The organism is Orbaceae bacterium lpD04, assembly GCA_036251935.1.
GTDB classification, from domain to species: Bacteria; Pseudomonadota; Gammaproteobacteria; order Enterobacterales; family Orbaceae; genus Orbus; species Orbus wheelerorum.
In genome coordinates this window covers 548,498-567,904 of sequence record CP133967.1, presented here as the reverse complement: position 1 = coordinate 567,904, position 19,407 = coordinate 548,498, and the positions used below count along the sequence as shown (strand labels likewise).

The window sequence follows — 19,407 nt, the reverse complement described above, 5'->3', positions numbered from 1 at the left end:
TTTACTTATAGTAACAATATAGGTTTAACCATAAGCGATTAAACCTATTCAAATTTCATTAGTTTTTAAAAGAATGAATTGGCGCAGGGATCCGCCCACCACGCTTAATAAAATCAGCAGAACTAAACTTATTTACTGGCATAATTGGCGCATGACCAAGTAAGCCACCAAATTCGACATTATCCCCCACTTTCATACCAACGGCGGGAATGATACGTACCGCTGTCGTTTTATGGTTAATGACCCCAATTGCGGCTTCATCAGCAATAATAGCCGAAATTGTTTCAGCTGGCGTATCACCAGGGATTGCTATCATATCAAGTCCAACAGAGCAAACACAGGTCATAGCTTCAAGTTTTTCAAGGTTTAAAGCACCTTTATTAACCGCATCAATCATGCCAGCATCCTCAGATACAGGAATAAATGCACCACTTAAGCCGCCAACATGCCCACATGCCATAACGCCACCTTTTTTAACTGCGTCATTTAACATAGCCAGTGCCGCAGTTGTGCCATGCGTTCCAACAACCTCAAGCCCCATCTCTTCTAAAATATGTGCAACAGAATCACCAATTGCAGGAGTTGGCGCTAAAGATAGATCGACAATACCAAATTGTACGCCTAAACGCTCAGAGGCTTCCTTACCGACAAGTTGTCCCATTCTAGTTATCTTAAATGCTGTCTTTTTAATTGTTTCAGCAACCACATCAAAAGATTCGCCTTTAACTTTCTCTAATGCGCGTTTCACAACGCCAGGGCCACTCACGCCAACATTAATCACGCAATCTGCTTCACCAATGCCATGAAATGCACCTGCCATAAATGGATTATCTTCCACCGCATTAGCAAACACGACTAGTTTGGCACAAGCCATACTATTATTATCTGCCGTTAATGACGCCGCCTCTTTGATAATTTGCCCCATACGTCTTACGGCATCCATATTAATACCAGTTTGTGTCGAGCCAACATTAACTGATGAACATACTCTTTCAGTTTGCGCTAATGCCTGGGGAATTGAATCGATTAAAATCTTATCCCCTTTATGAAACCCCTTTTGTACTAATGCTGAAAAGCCACCAATAAAGTTGACACCAACCGCTTTAGCGGCTGCGTCGAGTGTTTTTGCAAATTCAACATAATCTTTGTCATCGCTCGCACCAGCAATGAGTGAAATTGGCGTAACGGAAATGCGCTTATTGATAATTGGTATACCAAATTCAGACGATATATCTTCACCCACTTTAACTAAGTTGCCGGCTAGACGAGTGATCTTATCATAGATTTTTTGTCTTGCTTTAACCCCATCACTATCAATACAGTCAAGTAATGAAATTCCCATTGTGATCGTACGGATATCAAGCTTTTCTTCCTCGATCATTTTTATTGTTTCTAAAATATGTTTAGTTTCCATTATGAGCTCTATTTTATAAGGTTATAGGCGGTGCATTGCATCAAAGATTTCTTCACGTTGAATATTTACTTTTACGTTAAGTTGATCACCTTTTGTAATTAAGGCATTTTTTACTTCATCGAATGAAACATTAATTTTTGCTAAATCAAGTAACATAATCATGGTAAAGTATTCATCCATAATGGTTTGCGTTACATCTAAAATATTGATGTTTAATTCATATAACTTTTGACTTATACCAGCAATAATTCCCGTTTGGTCTTTACCTATTACAGTCAAAATAGTTTTCATTGGATTCTCCACGCAAATTTTATACGAGTTAAAAATATTTATAAGCTAACTATAATAACATCTTCAAAAATTATCTAAATAGTAGTAGATTGGCTTATCAATAAAAATTATAACGAAATCATTTCAATAAAGGACAATAATTATGGTGTCATTCGAAAAGTCGAATAAATTAGAACACGTATGTTACGATATTCGTGGGCCAATTCTTGATTATGCCAAAAAGCTAGAAGAAGAAGGTCAAAAAATTCTTAAACTTAATATTGGCAACCCAGCGCCATTTGGATTTGAAGCACCAGATGAATTATTAGTTGATGTCATTCGTAATCTCCCGACATCCCAAGGTTATAGTGATTCAAAAGGCCTCTATTCTGCCCGTAAAGCAATTATGCAAAGTTATCAAGCTCAAGGTATTTATAATATCGATATTGAAGATATTTATATTGGTAATGGCGTGTCAGAATTAATTGTGCAATCAATGCAGGCCTTGCTAAATAGTGGTGATGAGATACTTGTACCGATGCCTGATTATCCATTATGGACGGCGGCAATTAGCTTATCTGGTGGTAAGGCAGCCCATTATATCTGTGATGAAGAGCAAGACTGGCAACCAGATTTAGATGACATTAAAAAGAAAATAACGCCAAATACTAAAGGGATCGTGATAATTAATCCCAATAATCCAACCGGTGCGGTATATAGTAAAGAAATCTTACTCGAAATTGCTGAGATTGCCCGTCAAAATAATCTGATTATTTTTGCTGACGAAATTTATGATAAAATTTTATATGATGATGCGGTGCATCACTCAATTGCAGCATTAGCACCAGATCTGTTTATTATTACCATGAGTGGCTTATCAAAAACATATCGCGCAGCCGGTTTTAGGCAAGGTTGGATGGCGTTAAGTGGCCCCAAAAAACAGGCCAAAGGTTATATTGAAGGTTTAAACATGCTTGCCTCTATGCGTTTATGCGCAAATGTGCCATTACAACACGCAATTCAAGCTGCATTAGGCGGTTATCAAAGTATTAACGAATTTATTAAACCTGGCGGACGGTTATATGATCAGTGCATGCTTGCATGGCGATTACTCAATGAAATCCCGGGTGTTTCATGTGTCAAACCGAAGGGAGCTTTATACCTATTTCCCAAACTTGATATGAAAAAATTTAATCTACATAATGACCAAAAATTGGTATTAGACTTCTTACTGCAAGAAAAAGTATTGTTAGTTCAAGGTACAGGTTTTAATTGGCATAAACCGGATCATGTTCGAATTGTAGCACTTCCGCATAGTGGTGAATTAGATGATGCCATTCATCGATTTGGTCGGTTCTTAGAAAATTATAAACAATAAGTTAGAAGCTAATCACTGATATATTTTAGGTGGATTGTATACTAGGTGGAAAATATTCCACCTAGTATTAACTGGCACTATAAATTGAAAAATAAACTCACCAAAACTATAAAAAACAATATAACTTGAGCAATAAAAAAAACGAGTTGTTTTTTTAGTAAATTTAATGCACCTTTTTGCCGTTTAAGCCAATTAGAATTGTTCTTTTTTTTCAATATAAGACGGCTAAAACAATCATCTAATTCATTAATACGTTCATTGGCTGATTGACTATTTGCCGCCAAATAAGAAAATAGATCTGTATCAATAGACGTTCGTATTGAATAGTATTTTTGTATTAACCACAGCATTAAACTTATCAAGCTAAGTGAACCGATTATCTCAATAAAAGAGATTTTTAGAAAGATCGAAACGCAGCAAATAAAAACAGTCATCATAGCAACCGTTGTTGACGTTCTATCAATGTGTTTACCTTGTTTTAATAAACAGCTTATTGCTAAAAGAGTGGTTTGATTAATGTCTGTTGTCTTTGTCATGTAATAATATTACCCACTGAGTTAATACCTCTAATTGCCTATCGTTAATTACACTATGAGGCCTAGCTTTTTTTAATATTTTAATTGCATCATCTAATTGCTTTGCAATGCCATTAGACAGTAGCCATGCTAATATGATAGTTGCACTACGAGAATAGCCTAAAGCACAGCACACCAATACATTACCCGTCATCATTCCTTTGTTAATGGCATCAACACCTTTTTGACAATCATCTAATGATGGTGTCGTCATATCCAATACTGGAATTAAGGTATAATTACCATTATATAAGGGCATTGATAATTCAGCACATAAGTCAATAATGGTATTAAAGTGATTATTTTTTAATGTATTACGCCCTGGTATACGGCCTAAATATAAATTATGACTAATACGATTAAACTTATCATCGTGCCAAGTCCAAAGCCGAGAGTTTAACCACATAATCAATCGATAAGGTAGCAGCAGTGATCCAACGACAAATGTAAAATGACCATTTTGTTGTTTTTGAAAACCTCGTGCGCCAATGAAACTATAATTTAGTGCGGTTATAGCGAGCGATAAAGCAAGCCAGAGTAGCCAAATAGCATTAGCTCCTATCATGATAATCATCACAATAGAAACTATAGTGCAAATTACGTAGACCAGAGCCCATCGCCACTGCTTAGGATAACGGCATGGATAAAATAATGAGGTTTTTTGTTCTGGCCATAACCAAATACAAAAAGCACCGGCTAATAATCCGGTTGGTATATCAAAAAAATGATGCTGCCAAGTTGTTAATACCGATACGCCAATTAAAATAAACCAAATATGTAGTAACCATAACCCAATACCCTTTAAATATTTAGCATAAAATACCCATAAAATAACCAGTAATGTAATATGCAAAGAAGGGGCTTGATTAAATGGTTTATCAAATCCCATTAAAAGATCAAATAAAGCGCCGGAATAACCATCAAGTGGCGGGCGCTCTAGAGAAAACATTAATGGCCAGATAAGGAAACAACAAATACAAAGAACTTGCGCTGAAAATAACCTTTTTACAAGATTATTGAGTTCAAAGACTGTTGGCGCAATTAAAATAGCTAAGCCATAAAATAGATCAATTGACCAATAAGGAATGATTGTCCAAGGCCATAAAGGAATGAATTGTTCCCATGCAAAAACAATAATACCAACATCACTTCTTAACGATGTGTACCAATTTGCAAGTCCATAACTCGAGAAAAAGAATACGCTTAATAATATTAAATAGAGAATTGAACGAGGCCATAGGCCTCGCTCTCGAGATAAAAACACTATTTAACTCGCTTAGCAATAGAAACAGTAAAAATACCCCACTCATCTATACGCATATCAATTTTTCTAAATCCTGCTTGCTCAACCAATTGATCCATTTCAAGTTGAGTACGACGGCGCATCACCCATGCTTGGCCTTCCCGATGACTGGTTAATGCTCTAGCAATAAATTCTAATTGCGGATGCCAAGGCTGTCCGGTGTAAATAAGATAACTGCCCTCTTCCATAATGTCAGCAAGTCCTAACAGGGAATTAGTAACCATTTCATTGTCAGAAAAAAGTTCATATAATCCCGAAACTACGGCCAATGTTGGTTTGATATCTAATGATGAGAGTTCTTGGCGGTTAAATGCATCACCTTTCTCAAAACGAACGATATTGCTTAACCCTTTTGCATCAATTAATGCTAAGCCTTGGTTTACATTATTTTGATCATAATCTCTTAATAAAACAGAATCTGGTTGATGTTTTAATTGGCTAATGGTGTCTAAAATATAGCGGCCATGACCAGCTGCAATATCAACAATGTTAACTGAATTTTGTGTTTTTTGTTGAGAGGCAATTGCCCATTTTAAAAGCTCTTCAATATGAACTTTACGTTGCCGAATACCTCGCCAACCGATGGATTGTAAATATTTAAAATCAAGAAAACAACCAAATCCGGTTGCACCTGACGATTGATTACGATAGACATAGTCCAATGTACTGCCTGAATCAAACCCCGTATCAAAACCTAATTTAATGCCATCAGATAATTTACTGGCATATTTCAAACTGGCCTTAGTACTCTTCCAATAAATCTTTTTAAAGATATTTGAAAGTGGTGATGCCAAAGCATCTGATTCCGCGCAGGTATATCCAGATTTATCGGCATGTAATAAAGACGTGGTTTTAGGCTCTGTCGCAAAACATGCTACAATAAATCGCTTAATATGTTTTAGCGCAATATCTCGATCTTTTTCGCCTAAAGTATCATGATAAAAACCAGATAGAACATGATATTCTTTATTAGTTGCGCCAAGATTATCAAAAAATTGTTTTTGAGGTTTTCGGCGAACAACATAATCTGAGCCTGACACTAAAACCTGCGTTGGCGTTTGGATTGCTTGAGCATCTTTGACAATTCGCTTGGAAGTCGCAAATAGATCTAATAACAAACGGACAGATATCGGCTTGGTAATTAATGGATCTGAACTATAGGATTGAGCCCTAGCTAAGTCATGCGTCAATAGTCTAGGTCTAACATAACTATTGATAAAAAAATTCCCTGCAAAATTATAAAGTAAACTTAATCCCGGAATAGCGAAAGGAATATATAATTTTATCCTAAAAGCAGGCGATGCCAATACTAAAGCACGAATTTTAGGCACATAATCGTGAACGAGGGTTGATGCAATAACAGCCCCCACACTTTGCCCAACAATAGCGATATCTTGCTCTGCCAAACTGTAAGTATTTTTAATATGTTCAATGAAACTGTGAGCATCTCTAACTAATGCGGCAAAATTTACCGCGTCCCCGCGAACGCCATCTGATTGCCCATTTCCTCTAGCATCCCAAGCAAAAAACTGAAAATCGGCAAGCCCTAATTCATCAACTAGGTGCTTAATACGTCCTGAATGTTCATGTCCACGATGAAATAAAATGATGGCTTGTTTATTCTCGGTAGGCTCGGTGGACTGCCAGTGTCGATAAAATATCTCAGTACCATCATAGCTAATAAATTTTTTTTGTTGTTCTTGACGCATAGATAGCCTCTTTTATTTTTGATATAAATGTTCGTTTAAACCAGCTCGAACTCGATTTATAACCGTGGACATAAGCAGTAAAATCATGATACTAAATATAACATTAAGCCAGGTTGTAGGTAACCAACCGATAGCAATTCCGGCACTGATAATACCATATAATAAAGCGCGATCACTTTTCCCCATAGGCCCATCATAACGCCTAGATGATCCAATTAAGGGACCTAAAACCCCAGCATATTCAGTAAGAAATGAACTGATGATAAGTATTACAACTAATATCCAAGAGATATCGGGCAAATAAAATAAAATAATAAAGAGCAAGCTATCAGAAACAACGTCACACAGTTCATTAAGATAAGCACCTAAATTGGATTTTTGGCCAAATTCTTTAGCTAACATACCATCTATAGCATTAAGCGCCATTCGAATAAACATCCAAACTGGAATTAACCATAATATCCATCGATCTGGTAACGTACAAATAACAATTAATGTCACAAATAAAGAACCTAGACAAGCAACTAATGTAATTTGATTAGCAGTTATTGAATAGTCATAAAGTTTTTTAACAAATGGACGTAACAGCGCTTGAAAACGTGATTTTAATTGATAAATAGAAATCATTTACCGGTTCCTAATTATTTGACTAGAGGAAAAGATATTAGCGGATATTTATTAAAGTTTATAGATAAAAATCGATCTTATTTAGTGACTCAATTTTTTTAAGTACTATAATTAACAAACTTTCATTAGTAAAATAGATAAGCGCTCAATAAAATAAGTTCATTGATGAATAATTAATAAACAGCCTATCATTAGTCCCTAGATTTAATTGATAATTTTTAGGTTCAAAACACTTTACATATTTTTAACGAAAAACACTATATATAGTTACAATGTGATTAATAGATACTACATATTGTATTTTTCGCTTGAAATCAATTATCATACACCATCTTTTAAAAAAGTATGTTACGGATAGAAGTCATGAATAAATCAATGTTAGTCACCAAGCGCGATGGCAATAAAGAGCCTATTGAACTTGATAAAATTCACCGAGTTATTGATTGGGCCGCTGAGGGGCTAAACAATGTATCAGTATCACAAGTTGAGCTGAAATCACATATTCAATTTTACGATGGAATTCGTACTGCTGATATTCATGAGACAATTATTCGTGCTGCTGCCGATTTAATTTCACAAGATGCACCAGATTACCAATATTTAGCTGCACGCCTTGCTATTTTCCATTTACGTAAGAAGGCTTACGGCCAATTTGAGCCACCAGCATTATATTCGCATGTTAAAAAATTAGTAGATAGTGGCCGCTATGATAATCATTTATTAAATGATTATAGCGAAGATGAATTTAATCAAATGGATAAATTTATCGATCACTGGCGTGATATGACTTTTTCTTATGCCGCAGTTAAACAACTTGAAGGTAAATATTTAGTTCAAAATCGTGTCACTGGTGAAATTTATGAAAGTGCACAGTTTTTATATATTCTTGTCGCTGCTTGCTTATTCGCTAATTATCCAAAAGAAACTCGCTTAGATTATGTTAAGCGTTTTTATGATGCAATTTCAACATTTAAAATTTCATTGCCAACCCCAATTATGGCAGGTGTTCGAACCCCAACTCGCCAATTTAGTTCATGTGTATTAATCGAGTGTAATGATAGCTTAGATTCAATCAATGCAACAGCTAGTGCAATTGTTAAATATGTATCACAGCGAGCTGGGATTGGCATTAATGCTGGGCGAATTAGAGCATTAGGTAGCCCAATTCGCGGCGGAGAAGCATTCCATACTGGTTGTATCCCTTTTTATAAGCACTTCCAAACCGCAGTGAAATCATGCTCACAAGGCGGCGTTCGCGGTGGCGCAGCAACAGTATTTTATCCACTTTGGCACTTAGAAGTTGAAAATTTATTAGTATTACGTAATAACCGCGGCGTTGAAGAAAATCGTGTCCGTCATCTTGATTATGGCGTACAGATCAATAAATTAATGTATCAACGCTTAATTAAAGGTGGCAATATTAGCTTGTTTAGCCCTTCAGATGTTCCGGGCCTTTATGAAGCATTTTTTGCTAACCAAGCAGAATTTGAACAGTTATATATAAAATACGAAGCAGATGTAACAATTCGCAAACGCGAAGTTAAAGCAGTTGAACTATTTGCATTATTAATGCAAGAACGTGCATCAACTGGGCGAATTTATATTCAAAATGTCGATCATTGTAATACCCACAGTCCATTTAATGCTGAAGTTGCTCCTGTTCGTCAGTCAAATTTATGTATGGAAATCGCGTTACCAACCAAAGCACTCAATAATATCAATGATGAAACCGGTGAAATTGCACTGTGTACGCTTTCAGCCTTTAATTTAGGTAAAATTGAATCATTAGATGATTTTGACGAGCTAGCAAAACTTGCTGTAAGAGCGCTCGATGCATTACTTGATTATCAAGACTATCCAATTGCTGCGGCAAAAACTTCATCTATGAATCGCCGCACGTTAGGTATTGGCGTTATCAATTACGCTTATTACCTTGCTAAGCATGGCGTAAAATATTCTGACGGTAGTGCCAATAACTTAACCCATCGTACATTTGAAGCAATGCAATATTATTTACTTAAAGCATCAAATGAGCTCGCAATGGAAAAAGGTGCTTGCCCACTATTTAATGAAACAACCTATGCACAAGGTGTCTTACCAATTGATACCTATAAACGTGATCTAGATGATATTGTTAAATCTAAACTAAATTATGATTGGGAAGCGCTACGCCAATCGATTAAGACTTATGGATTACGTAATTCGACATTATCGGCATTAATGCCATCAGAAACATCATCACAAATCTCTAATGCAACTAATGGGATCGAACCTCCGCGCGGTTATATTAGTGTTAAGGCATCTAAAGATGGGATCTTAAAGCAAGTTGTGCCGGAATATGAAACACTTAAACATTTTTATGAGTTACTATGGCAAATTCCAAATAACAATGGTTACTTGCAATTAGTTGGGATTATGCAAAAATTTGTTGATCAATCGATTTCAGCTAATACAAATTATGATCCGACTAAATTTGCTAATGATAAAGTGCCGATGAAACAACTACTTGCAGATTTATTAACAGCATATAAATATGGCGTTAAAACGCTTTATTACCATAATACTCGCGATGGTGCTGATGATGTTCAAGGTGACATCACAACTAGCGCAAGTGATGATGGTTGTGAAGGCGGAGCTTGCAAAATTTAGTTGCATAAACCAGATCATATATTTAAAGAAAAAGTAGGTTTACTCCTACTTTTTCTGTCCTCGTCAGCAAAAGCTACGAGCCACTAACTAGCAATTGTAAATTTTACCTATAAAGGATCGGATAATGAGTTATACCATTTTCTCGCAAATACATAATAATCAACTCAAAGAACCTATGTTTTTAGGTCAACCGGTAAATGTTGCTCGTTATGATCAACAAAAATATGAGATGTTTGAAAAATTAATCGAGAAACAACTATCATTCTTTTGGCGACCAGAAGAAGTTGATATTTCACAAGATCGCATTGATTATGCGGCATTACCTGATCATGAAAAACATATTTTTATCAGTAATTTAAAATATCAAACATTACTTGATTCGATTCAAGGCCGTAGTCCTAATATTGCCTTATTACCACTTATTTCAATTCCTGAACTCGAAACCTGGGTTGAAACATGGTCCTTTTCAGAAACCATACATTCACGCTCTTACACTCATATTATTCGTAATATTGTTAATGAGCCCTCGATTGTTTTTGATGATATTGTTACCAATGATGAAATCAAAAAGCGTGCAACCGATATCGCTGGTTATTATGATGCGTTAATTGAATATACTAGCTACTATAATTTGTTAGGTGTTGGTAAACACGATATTGATGGGAAAGTCATCAATATTAATCTTCGCGAACTGAAGAAAAAACTCTATCTATGTTTAATGAGTGTTAATGCGCTTGAAGCGATTCGTTTCTATGTCAGCTTCGCTTGTTCATTTGCCTTTGCCGAACGCGAACTGATGGAAGGTAATGCCAAAATTATAAAATTGATTGCGCGAGATGAAGCCCTACATTTAACGGGTACGCAGTTTATGATAAATACCTTGCGTAGCGGTGAAGATGATCCAGAAATGGCAGAAATCGCAAAAGAGTGTGAAGAATTATCATATGAGCTATTTTTAAAAGCGGCCAATCAAGAAAAAGAGTGGGCAGAATACCTATTCTCTGGTGGTTCAATGATTGGATTGAATAAAGATATTCTTTGCCAATACATTGAATATATTACAAATATTCGCATGCAAGCCGTTGGATTAAAATTACCATTTCAAACTAAATCTAATCCAATTCCATGGATTAATAACTGGTTGGTTTCCGACAATGTACAAGTTGCGCCACAAGAAGCTGAAATGAGTTCTTACTTAGTTGGCCAAATTGACTCTGAAATTAATGAAGATGATTTGAGTGATTTTGAACTCTAATTCATTATTGTTCACTAAATATTAACCTACGGTTTATTAGGCTTATTTTTATAAGCCTTTTTTATGACAATAAGTTAGACTAATTATTGACATCCAAACGTTTTAAGGTAACGATAGACGGTATTCATCAAATAGCCATTACATCATTGCGCCATGAATGCTTCGATATGTTCAAATATTAATCTTCCCTTTTCCCCGCTTGATTTTACTGACGAGCAGTTAAGTCTCAATCACTTAAAAATCCAGCTCGACAATTTTTATCAGTGGAGTATCGAACAATTTAAAGCGGATATCGAGATAGAAACCTTGGTATTTGCGCGTGCAAAATTTATTGACCAGTTACTTAATCGCCTATGGCAGTTTTATCATATTCCAACACATGTTTCTTCACTTTTTAAGAGTAACCGTATAGCGCTCATCGCTGTTGGAGGCTACGGACGAGGAGAACTCCATCCATTATCTGATATTGATATTCTCATATTAAGTGATAAACAATTAAACAATCAGCTACAAGAAAAAATTGGTCAGCTAGTAAGACTGTTATGGGATTTACATCTTGACGTTGGCCATAGTGTTAGAACATTAAAAATTTGCTTACAAGAAGCACAAGCAGATATTACGGTCATGACTAACCTTATTGAATCTCGCCTTATCGCGGGCAACGAGGCATTACTGAATGAGCTACAACAACACATTTTTTCTGATAAAATTTGGCCGTCACAGCAATTTTATCAAGCAAAAGTTAAAGAACAACGACAACGACATAAGCAGTATCATAGTACGAGTTATAATTTAGAGCCCGATTTAAAAAATAGCCCAGGTAGTTTACGTGATATTCAAACCATACAGTGGATTGCACTAAGGCATTTTGGTGGCATCTCACTACAAGAAATCGCCAAATTTAATTATTTAACGGTTGAGGAAATTGACGAAATTAAGAACTGTCGCCGGTTTTTATGGAAAATCCGATTTGCACTACATGCCGTTATAAATCGTTATGATAATCGTTTGTTATTTGACCGCCAACTTAGTATTGCACACTTACTCGGTTATCAAGGTGAACATAACGAACCCGTTGAAAAAATGATGCGGGATTATTATCGAGTCGTACATAATATTACAGAACTTAATCAAATGTTATTACAGCTATTTGAAGAGTCAATTTTGACGATCACGACGCAAAATAAACCTTATGATATCGATAATGATTTTCAGGTCAGAGATAAGTTAATTGACGTTAAAGACAATAACTTGTTTAGCCAAGATCCAACTATGATTTTACAGCTTTTTTTGACTATATTACTTAATCCGCAAATTATTGGGATCTACTCAAATACCATTCGGCAACTTCGCACGGCTAGACGGAAAATTAACGGGTTACTCAGTGAAGATCCTAAAGCTCGAGAACATTTCTTAGCGATTATAAAGCATCCTGATGCAATAAGAAAAGCGCTTTTACCCATGCATCAATTTGGTATTTTAAGTGTCTATATTCCAGGTTGGAAGCACATTGTTGGTATGATGCAATTTGACCTTTTTCATGCTTATACTGTCGATGAACACACGATCCGGCTATTATTAGAAATAGCTGATTTTTCAACTGAAGAGGGCAAAAAAAAGCACCCTAACAGTTCAAAAGTTTATACAACGCTAGATAAACCAGAGTTACTCATAATTACCGCGCTCTATCATGATATAGCGAAAGGACGAGCAGGAGATCATTCTGAACTAGGATCGCTGTTAGTTAAACAGTTCTGTCAGCTACATGATATTGAAAAAAAGGATACTGATCTAATTAGCTGGTTAGTTAAAGATCATCTCTTAATGTCAGTAACAGCGCAAAGTCGCGACATACAAGAACCTAGTGTAATACGTGATTTTGCAGGCCAAGTTAAAAATAAAAAACGGTTAAAATATCTCTTATGCTTAACTGTTGCTGATGTCTGTGCAACAAATGAAACCCTTTGGAATAGTTGGAAACAATGCCTAATGCGAGAGTTATATTTCTTAACAAAACGCTCATTTGATTTGGAAAACCATCAAATTCCAGAACAGCGTAGTATTGCAAGGCAGCATAAAATAGATGCATTGTATCTCCTGATTAAACAAGGATATCAAGAAGAGTCTATTTTAGCGTTTTGGCAAGATTATCGATTTGACTATTTTTTACGTTACGCCGCAGAGCAAATTGTTTGGCACGCAAAAAATCTATTAACTCATGATCTATCCCAACCATTAGTATTTATCAATGAAAAGCCATTTCATGGTGGAACAGAAATTTGTATCTATTCAGCTGACCGTCCTTATCTTTTTGCGACAGTGAGTAACGAGTTAAGTAAACGTAATTTAAATATTCATGATGCGCTAATTATTACTAATAAAAAAGAGTTTGCCTTAGATACGTTTATCGTACTAGAACCAAATGGCAGCCTGATTGCCTATGACAGGCATCAAAATATTAAAGAAGGTTTAGAAAGAGCACTGAGACAAACTCATTATCAACGAGCAAAAATTAAGCCGCCATCATCTAAAATTCGCCACTTTTCAGTTCCTACCCAAGTTAACTTTTTATCAACGCTTAGTGATCGTAAAACCTATATGGAATTAATTGCACTCGATAGGCCTAGATTACTAGCCTGCGTTGGCGAGGTATTTTCTAATCTAGATATTTCTTTACGTAGTGCTAAAATTGTAACTATTGGTGAGCATGTGGAAGATTTATTTGTATTGACCGATAAAAATAACCGAGCACTTGATGTCGGCATCTGTAATCAACTTCGAGAGGCGATTATTTTAGCAATAGAAAATATGGATAATTAAGCTCAAAATAGGCTAAATCAATTGATATAATCAAAGCGATAAACTCAGTTATTATAATTTGCTTAACATAATTTAATTAAAACAAAGTTGAAAATAAATATGCAATTTTTTACGATCTTATTACCGATTTTCTGTATCTTTATTGTTGGATTTATTGCACAAAAGGCCCTTAAATTTGATATAGCTAACTTATCAAAAATGTCGCTTTATGTGTTATCTCCATTTTTAGCATTTAAAACCTTTTATACCCATACACTCACCATCGATTATTTATATTATATTTTATATATTGTTCTTCTTTGCTTCATCTTAATTGGTATTATTTCACTATGGTCGTTCATTGCTAAATATAATACCAAAGAACGTTGTGCAATGGTTTTATGCTCCTGTTTTATGAATAATGGTAATTATGGAACACCTGTTATTTTAGTCTTTTTTGGCGCGCTGGGTTTTGAACTAGCCGTTATTATGATGGTATTACAACAATTTATTATGAGCACCGTCGGAATTTACTACGCGGCAAAAGGAAGTGACTATCAAGATGGCGTTAGTCAAAAAGACGTTATCATGAAAGTAATTCGTATGCCTGTTGCCTACGGTGCATTGCTAGGTATTGTTTTCCAACTATGCCAAATCCCATTAAGCCCTGCTATTTTAATGCCTATTGCCATGATTGGAGACTCGTCGATCGTCGTGATTATGATTATTTTAGGTATGCAATTAGCAAAATTAACGATTAAGCAATTAGAGTATTCTAAATTAGGGGTGGCATTACTAGTTAGAATGATAATTTCACCACTTATCGCTTTAGGATTGGTCTACTTCATGCCAATTGAATTTATGTATAAACAGATTTTAATTGTGTTAGCGGCAATGCCTGCCGCTGCAAATACAACTTTATTATCAGTACAATTTAATACCAAACCTGAACTGGTCTCAAGCGCAACACTTTTTAGCACAATTTTAAGCCTGATCACCTTGCCAATTGTGCTGTGGCTAACTGGTGTACCTATTCCATTTTAACGCCAATATATTATTGCCGCTTAAACTTAGCGGCAATAATAATTAAAACGATGATTTAATTAAAAACCATTTTTTTTGTAGACATCATCAGGATTTGGCCCAGTACGAAAATCTTGGTTCAGCTGATCAATACTGGTAATTTCACCATCAGTTAAGTTAAAATCATAAATATTAATATTGTCAGCTATTCTGCTTGGGTTACTTGATTTAGGGATCGCAATATGGCCTTTTTGCATATGCCAACGTAGGGTAACTTGTGTCGGTGATTTTTGATATTTTTCACCTAAATCAATTAATAATTTCTCATCATTAATCTTACCTCGCGCAAGTGGCGACCATGCTTCAATTGCAATATTTTCTTGATTCAAATATTGGACTAATTTTGGCTGAGTTAAATATGGGTGTAATTCGATTTGATTAATCATTGGCTTAATATTTGCCTTGGTTGCTAATAGCTCTAAGTGGGAAATATTAAAATTACATACACCTATTGCTTTTGCTCGCTTTTCTTCATAAATACGTTCAAATGCTTTCCATGTGTCAAAAAATGTATTACTTAATGGCCAATGAACGAGAAACAAATCAATGTAATCCATTTGTAAATCATTTAATATCTGATCAAATGCTTTAAGCGTTTGATCGTATCCTTGATTTTTATTATCAACTTTAGATGTAACAAGGTAATCTTGTCGATTATATCCACTTTTTCTTAATGCTGTACCAAGTTCTCGTTCATTTTTATATAATTGCGCCGTATCAAATGAACGGTAACCAACTTTTAATGCTTGATTAATAGCCGTTTCCATTTCACCTAAATCGGTAATTTTGTAGGTACCAAAACCCAACTGTGGCATTTGAACTTGATCATTTAATTTAATTACTGAAGATAGTGATAATGACATAATAATCCCCTAATTATTAATAACCATTTGATTTATTGTTGGTATCAGTATACACATAATTTCTATCAAATAAAGTTATCACAACTAACCGAGCAATTATTTGCTTTAATTCAAAACAATGTTACGTTTAGAAAAATTAAGCAAAAAGTCCATCATTTACAATATAATAACCTGCTAAATCGTAATAATGAGTTATAAAAGCCAAATCTACATCTAATGTCATAATATTGCCACGAGCACGTAATTGATTTAATATCATTGATTAAGGTCAAATAATCATATTGTTTTCTAGATCAAATAAACGAGGTTAACTAATATGAGTAATTCACTTACTATAATTCAAGCAACGTTAGAACAACTTGATGACATCTCGCTACTTTTTTCTGAATATAGAGAGTTTTATTGTATCGAGGATTGTCGTTCTGACTCAAAGAAATTCATTAGAGATAGATTGATAAATAATGATTCAATAATATTTCTCGCTTATAGTGATAAAGTTCTTTGTGGCTTTGTCCAGTTATATTTTTCATTTTCCTCTTTAGCATTATCTTCAACGATAATATTGAATGACCTTTATGTAAAAAAAGAGTATAGAACACATAAAGTCGCAACAAATTTAATGCAGCATGTAAAAAATTTTGCTAATAGCTCTATCTATAATGGTATTTCTTTATCTACATCTATTGAAAACCATAAAGCTAAAGCTTTGTATGAAAAACAAGGTTATAAAATTGATGATCAATTTATTCATTATTTCTTAAAATTAAAATAATAAATGCGATAGATGAAGCTTATATGTTGTAACCTAAAATAGGTTATTGATACGGGAATAAAAGATATTAATATTATAATGTTAGATTAGGAATTTCAGTAAATAATAGGCCTTTATTAAATCATCTAGCAAACCTTAAACCAAAGTTTTTTTCACTATAATATAGCGTTACAACAAAAAATTAACGAAGCTGTAATAATAAACTATTTATTTTTATTAACTAAAAGTAGTATGACAATAACGTTGAACAACTAATCAGGGGTCAATTATGAAACTTTACTATAGTCCAGGTGCATGTTCATTAACACAGCATATTCTTCTTTGTATTTCAGGGATCGAGTTTTCTGTTGAGCGAGTCGATCTTAAAACGAAGAAAACAGAACATAATCGCAATTTTTTAGATGTCAATCCAAGAGGCCAAGTACCAACACTTGAATTAGATGACCATACGATTTTAACCGAGAATATTGCAATAGCGCAGTATATTGCAGATAAAGTTCCTAATGCAAAACTTCTTGCACCGGTTGGCGATATTACTCGTTATCAAACACTATCATGGCTAAGCTATGTAGCAACAGAGCTGCATCATGCCTATGGTCCTCTTTTCAGCTCACAAGTCCAAGCCGAAAAAGATGCAGCAATTAAAAACTTAGAAAATAAATTTTCATATATTGATGCAAGATTAAAAAATCGTCATTTTATTGCAACCGATTATTTTACGATTGCTGATGCTTATCTTTATGTCGTACTACGTTGGCGTAAGATTATCCCTAACTTGCCAGCTTATCTTGCTATCGATCAATTTATGCAGCGAATTGATGAATTACCAGCAGTAAAAAAAGCACTAGCTCAAGAAGCATAATCAGTTTAACTAGTGAAAAAAAGGGGCTACTTGCCCCTTTTTTAATTGGCATCAAGTGACGTAATTTTAGGTTTATGACTAATCGATAATACGGTGCCAATAGAGGAAATAATAATCAATGAAATAGATAACCATTGATAGCTAGATAATGTTTCATCTAAAAATATTAATCCAGATAGAGCGCCTAATACTGGCGATAAGCTCATGAGTGTACTAAATGTTAATGCAGGAACTTTTGGCATAGCAATCATATCAAGTGCATAAGGGATCGCAGACGCAAGTAAAGCAACGAGCAATGCTAATGGTAGAACATCTAATGAGAACATTACCTCACCGCTTTGCCATACACCAATTGGAAATATGATAAAGGAAACGATAACCGACCCTAGTGCAACACTTGAGGCACCTTGTAACTGCCCGGCTTTACGGCCAAAAACAATATACATGGCCCAACAACTCCCCGCGCAAAGAGCTAATATCACGCCGACTAAATCCAAATCACGACTCGCATTATGAATAGGGAGCAACATAACTAAGCCAATAATCGCTATCGCAAGCCAAATAAAATCAATCATTTTTCGTGCGGCAAACATAGCAACAACAATCGGCCCAGTCAGTTCAATAGCAACGGCTATTCCAATTGGAATACGTTTAATTGCGCAGTAATATGTTAAGTTCATAAAACCTAAAGCTAAACCATATAATATAATATATTTCCAGGCTTGTTTAGTGACAGGTTTACGCCATGGTTTAAAAATTAGAAGTAACATAATGGAAGAGAAAACTAGTCGCCATGCCGCCATACCTGATGGCCCTAGAATCGGAAATAAATGCTTAGCAAGTGATGAACTTCCTTGTACTGATGCCATTGAAATCAAAATGATAATTATAGGCCCAAAACGGCTTAACATACTTATTGCTCCGTTTGAATTAATCGCTTTGGTGATATCGAATAATCTAGCCATTGCCCAATACCAATAAATAGCGATTGTTGATATAACCTAACAAGTTGACTTTGTGCCGTCGATTGCTCAATTTCAATCGTTCGACCTAGTAAAATATCGCTCCCTTGCTGCTCAGTGAGGACTATTTTAGCATGATCTTGCACAGGGCTATCAACAGGCAAAAGCAGCGAATCAAGTAACTCGACGTTATCGCAATTTTCTTGAATAAATGTTAATGAAACCATTTTATCACTAGGATAATTTGAGACTTGTAATCGACGTAAATTGATAATATGCGCACCACATCCTAAGAGTTCACCTAGATCATCAATAATCGTTCGAATATAGGTTCCTTTAGAGCAGTGAATTTCTAATTCTAATTGATTATTATGCAAGCTAATAAAACGATTTTCATATACCGTAATAGGTCTTGGTTCACGTTCAATCGTGATCCCTTGTCTAGCATATTCATAAAGAGGACGTCCCTGATATTTTAAAGCTGAAAACATGGTTGGAACTTGCATAATGTTACCACGAAAATTAACTAATGCAGGTTCAATATCCTCCGTTACCACGCTTACCGGTTTTTCAGCAACAATTTGTCCATCAGCGTCGGATGTATCTGTCCTTTGACCTAACTGAGCAATTACGCGATAGCGCTTATCTGAATCTAATAAGTACTGTGAGAATTTAGTCGATTCCCCAAAACAAATAGGTAACATTCCTGTTGCAAGGGGATCTAAAGCGCCTGTGTGACCTGCCTTTTGAGCATTAAATACTCGTTTTACTTTTTGTAATACGTCATTTGAGGTCAAACCTGTTGGTTTATCTAATAGTAAAACCCCCTGAATATCTCGACCCTTACGCTTTCTTGCCATTTTATATCCTACGAAATTGTCCTAGT

The 19,407-nt window shown here is 35.1% G+C and carries 16 protein-coding genes; 7 read left to right on the top strand and 9 right to left on the bottom strand.

The window, feature by feature from the left end; all coding sequences use genetic code 11:
• Positions 1–58: 58 nt before the first annotated feature.
• Together RHO14_02550 and RHO14_02545 are read right to left on the bottom strand one after the other, a co-directional pair.
• Positions 59–1,414 carry a PFL family protein gene (locus tag RHO14_02550; protein ID WVD71686.1) on the bottom strand — a complete coding sequence of 452 codons (1,356 nt, stop codon included), beginning with the start codon at positions 1,412–1,414 and terminating at the stop codon, positions 59–61.
• Positions 1,415–1,435: 21 nt separating this feature from the next.
• Positions 1,436–1,705 (bottom strand): ACT domain-containing protein, encoded by a 270-nt coding sequence (locus tag RHO14_02545; GenBank protein WVD71685.1) that lies wholly within the window; start codon positions 1,703–1,705, stop codon positions 1,436–1,438.
• Positions 1,706–1,850: 145 nt separating this feature from the next.
• Here RHO14_02545 and RHO14_02540 point away from each other — a divergent pair, with 145 nt between their 5' ends.
• A complete protein-coding gene (locus RHO14_02540) occupies positions 1,851–3,062 on the top strand; it encodes a pyridoxal phosphate-dependent aminotransferase (GenBank protein ID WVD72489.1) in 1,212 nt (403 codons plus the stop codon).
• Positions 3,063–3,139: 77 nt separating this feature from the next.
• Here the strand turns inward: RHO14_02540 and RHO14_02535 are convergent, their stop codons facing one another.
• From RHO14_02535 to RHO14_02520, 4 genes are read right to left on the bottom strand one after another with little or no spacing between them, the layout of a single operon-like run.
• Positions 3,140–3,598: a hypothetical protein gene (locus RHO14_02535; protein WVD71684.1), complete on the bottom strand. Its 459-nt coding sequence runs from the start codon at positions 3,596–3,598 to the stop codon at positions 3,140–3,142.
• Positions 3,576–4,901: a phosphatase PAP2/dual specificity phosphatase family protein gene (locus tag RHO14_02530; GenBank protein WVD71683.1), complete on the bottom strand. Its 1,326-nt coding sequence runs from the start codon at positions 4,899–4,901 to the stop codon at positions 3,576–3,578. Before RHO14_02530 ends, RHO14_02535 begins: the two co-directional genes overlap by 23 nt.
• Entirely contained in the window at positions 4,901–6,649 is a 1,749-nt protein-coding gene (locus RHO14_02525) for a bifunctional alpha/beta hydrolase/class I SAM-dependent methyltransferase (GenBank protein WVD71682.1), read from the bottom strand. Before RHO14_02525 ends, RHO14_02530 begins: the two co-directional genes overlap by 1 nt.
• A 12-nt stretch (positions 6,650–6,661) precedes the next feature.
• The gene (locus RHO14_02520) at positions 6,662–7,276 is read right to left on the bottom strand and encodes a CDP-alcohol phosphatidyltransferase family protein (GenBank protein WVD71681.1); all 615 of its coding nucleotides are present in this window, start codon (positions 7,274–7,276) and stop codon (positions 6,662–6,664) included.
• Between the two features lie 363 nt (positions 7,277–7,639).
• Between RHO14_02520 and nrdA the strand changes: the two genes are divergently transcribed.
• From nrdA to RHO14_02500, 4 genes are all read left to right on the top strand, one after another.
• Entirely contained in the window at positions 7,640–9,925 is a 2,286-nt protein-coding gene (nrdA, locus tag RHO14_02515; GenBank protein ID WVD71680.1) for a class 1a ribonucleoside-diphosphate reductase subunit alpha, read from the top strand.
• 124 nt (positions 9,926–10,049) lie between these two features.
• Positions 10,050–11,180, top strand: coding sequence for a class Ia ribonucleoside-diphosphate reductase subunit beta (gene nrdB, locus RHO14_02510; protein ID WVD71679.1), 1,131 nt, complete (start codon positions 10,050–10,052; stop codon positions 11,178–11,180).
• A gap of 153 nt (positions 11,181–11,333) precedes the next feature.
• Positions 11,334–14,000: a bifunctional uridylyltransferase/uridylyl-removing protein GlnD gene (glnD, locus tag RHO14_02505; protein WVD71678.1), complete on the top strand. Its 2,667-nt coding sequence runs from the start codon at positions 11,334–11,336 to the stop codon at positions 13,998–14,000.
• 99 nt (positions 14,001–14,099) lie between these two features.
• Complete coding sequence (locus RHO14_02500; protein ID WVD71677.1) at positions 14,100–15,023, top strand: AEC family transporter; 924 nt, start codon at positions 14,100–14,102, stop codon at positions 15,021–15,023.
• A 59-nt stretch (positions 15,024–15,082) separates the two neighbouring features.
• Here the strand turns inward: RHO14_02500 and RHO14_02495 are convergent, their stop codons facing one another.
• On the bottom strand, positions 15,083–15,925 hold the full coding sequence (locus RHO14_02495) for an aldo/keto reductase (protein ID WVD71676.1): 843 nt from the start codon (positions 15,923–15,925) through the stop codon (positions 15,083–15,085).
• 316 nt (positions 15,926–16,241) lie between these two features.
• Between RHO14_02495 and RHO14_02490 the strand changes: the two genes are divergently transcribed.
• The gene (locus RHO14_02490) at positions 16,242–16,697 is read left to right on the top strand and encodes a GNAT family N-acetyltransferase (protein ID WVD71675.1); all 456 of its coding nucleotides are present in this window, start codon (positions 16,242–16,244) and stop codon (positions 16,695–16,697) included.
• 268 nt (positions 16,698–16,965) lie between these two features.
• Complete coding sequence (gene gstA, locus RHO14_02485; GenBank protein ID WVD71674.1) at positions 16,966–17,559, top strand: glutathione transferase GstA; 594 nt, start codon at positions 16,966–16,968, stop codon at positions 17,557–17,559.
• A 41-nt stretch (positions 17,560–17,600) separates the two neighbouring features.
• Here gstA and RHO14_02480 read toward each other — a convergent pair whose 3' ends face one another.
• A complete protein-coding gene (locus RHO14_02480; protein ID WVD71673.1) occupies positions 17,601–18,524 on the bottom strand; it encodes an EamA family transporter in 924 nt (307 codons plus the stop codon).
• Positions 18,473–19,381, bottom strand: a complete 909-nt coding sequence (truB, locus tag RHO14_02475) for a tRNA pseudouridine(55) synthase TruB (GenBank protein ID WVD71672.1) — start codon at positions 19,379–19,381, stop codon at positions 18,473–18,475. The genes RHO14_02480 and truB overlap by 52 nt, the downstream gene beginning before the upstream one ends.
• Positions 19,382–19,407: the final 26 nt, after the last annotated feature.

What these genes read in the sequence shown, in the direction of transcription:
- RHO14_02550 (WVD71686.1), bottom strand. Translation starts at nt 1,414, where the DNA reads ATGGAAACTAAACATATTTTAGAAACAATAAAAATGATCGAGGAAGAA.
- RHO14_02545 (WVD71685.1), bottom strand. Translation starts at nt 1,705, where the DNA reads ATGAAAACTATTTTGACTGTAATAGGTAAAGACCAAACGGGAATTATT.
- RHO14_02535 (WVD71684.1), bottom strand. Translation starts at nt 3,598, where the DNA reads ATGACAAAGACAACAGACATTAATCAAACCACTCTTTTAGCAATAAGC.
- RHO14_02525 (WVD71682.1), bottom strand. Translation starts at nt 6,649, where the DNA reads ATGCGTCAAGAACAACAAAAAAAATTTATTAGCTATGATGGTACTGAG.
- RHO14_02520 (WVD71681.1), bottom strand. Translation starts at nt 7,276, where the DNA reads ATGATTTCTATTTATCAATTAAAATCACGTTTTCAAGCGCTGTTACGT.
- nrdA (WVD71680.1), top strand. Translation starts at nt 7,640, where the DNA reads ATGAATAAATCAATGTTAGTCACCAAGCGCGATGGCAATAAAGAGCCT.
- nrdB (WVD71679.1), top strand. Translation starts at nt 10,050, where the DNA reads ATGAGTTATACCATTTTCTCGCAAATACATAATAATCAACTCAAAGAA.
- glnD (WVD71678.1), top strand. Translation starts at nt 11,334, where the DNA reads ATGAATGCTTCGATATGTTCAAATATTAATCTTCCCTTTTCCCCGCTT.
- RHO14_02500 (WVD71677.1), top strand. Translation starts at nt 14,100, where the DNA reads ATGCAATTTTTTACGATCTTATTACCGATTTTCTGTATCTTTATTGTT.
- RHO14_02495 (WVD71676.1), bottom strand. Translation starts at nt 15,925, where the DNA reads ATGTCATTATCACTATCTTCAGTAATTAAATTAAATGATCAAGTTCAA.
- RHO14_02490 (WVD71675.1), top strand. Translation starts at nt 16,242, where the DNA reads ATGAGTAATTCACTTACTATAATTCAAGCAACGTTAGAACAACTTGAT.
- gstA (WVD71674.1), top strand. Translation starts at nt 16,966, where the DNA reads ATGAAACTTTACTATAGTCCAGGTGCATGTTCATTAACACAGCATATT.
- RHO14_02480 (WVD71673.1), bottom strand. Translation starts at nt 18,524, where the DNA reads ATGGCTAGATTATTCGATATCACCAAAGCGATTAATTCAAACGGAGCA.
- truB (WVD71672.1), bottom strand. Translation starts at nt 19,381, where the DNA reads ATGGCAAGAAAGCGTAAGGGTCGAGATATTCAGGGGGTTTTACTATTA.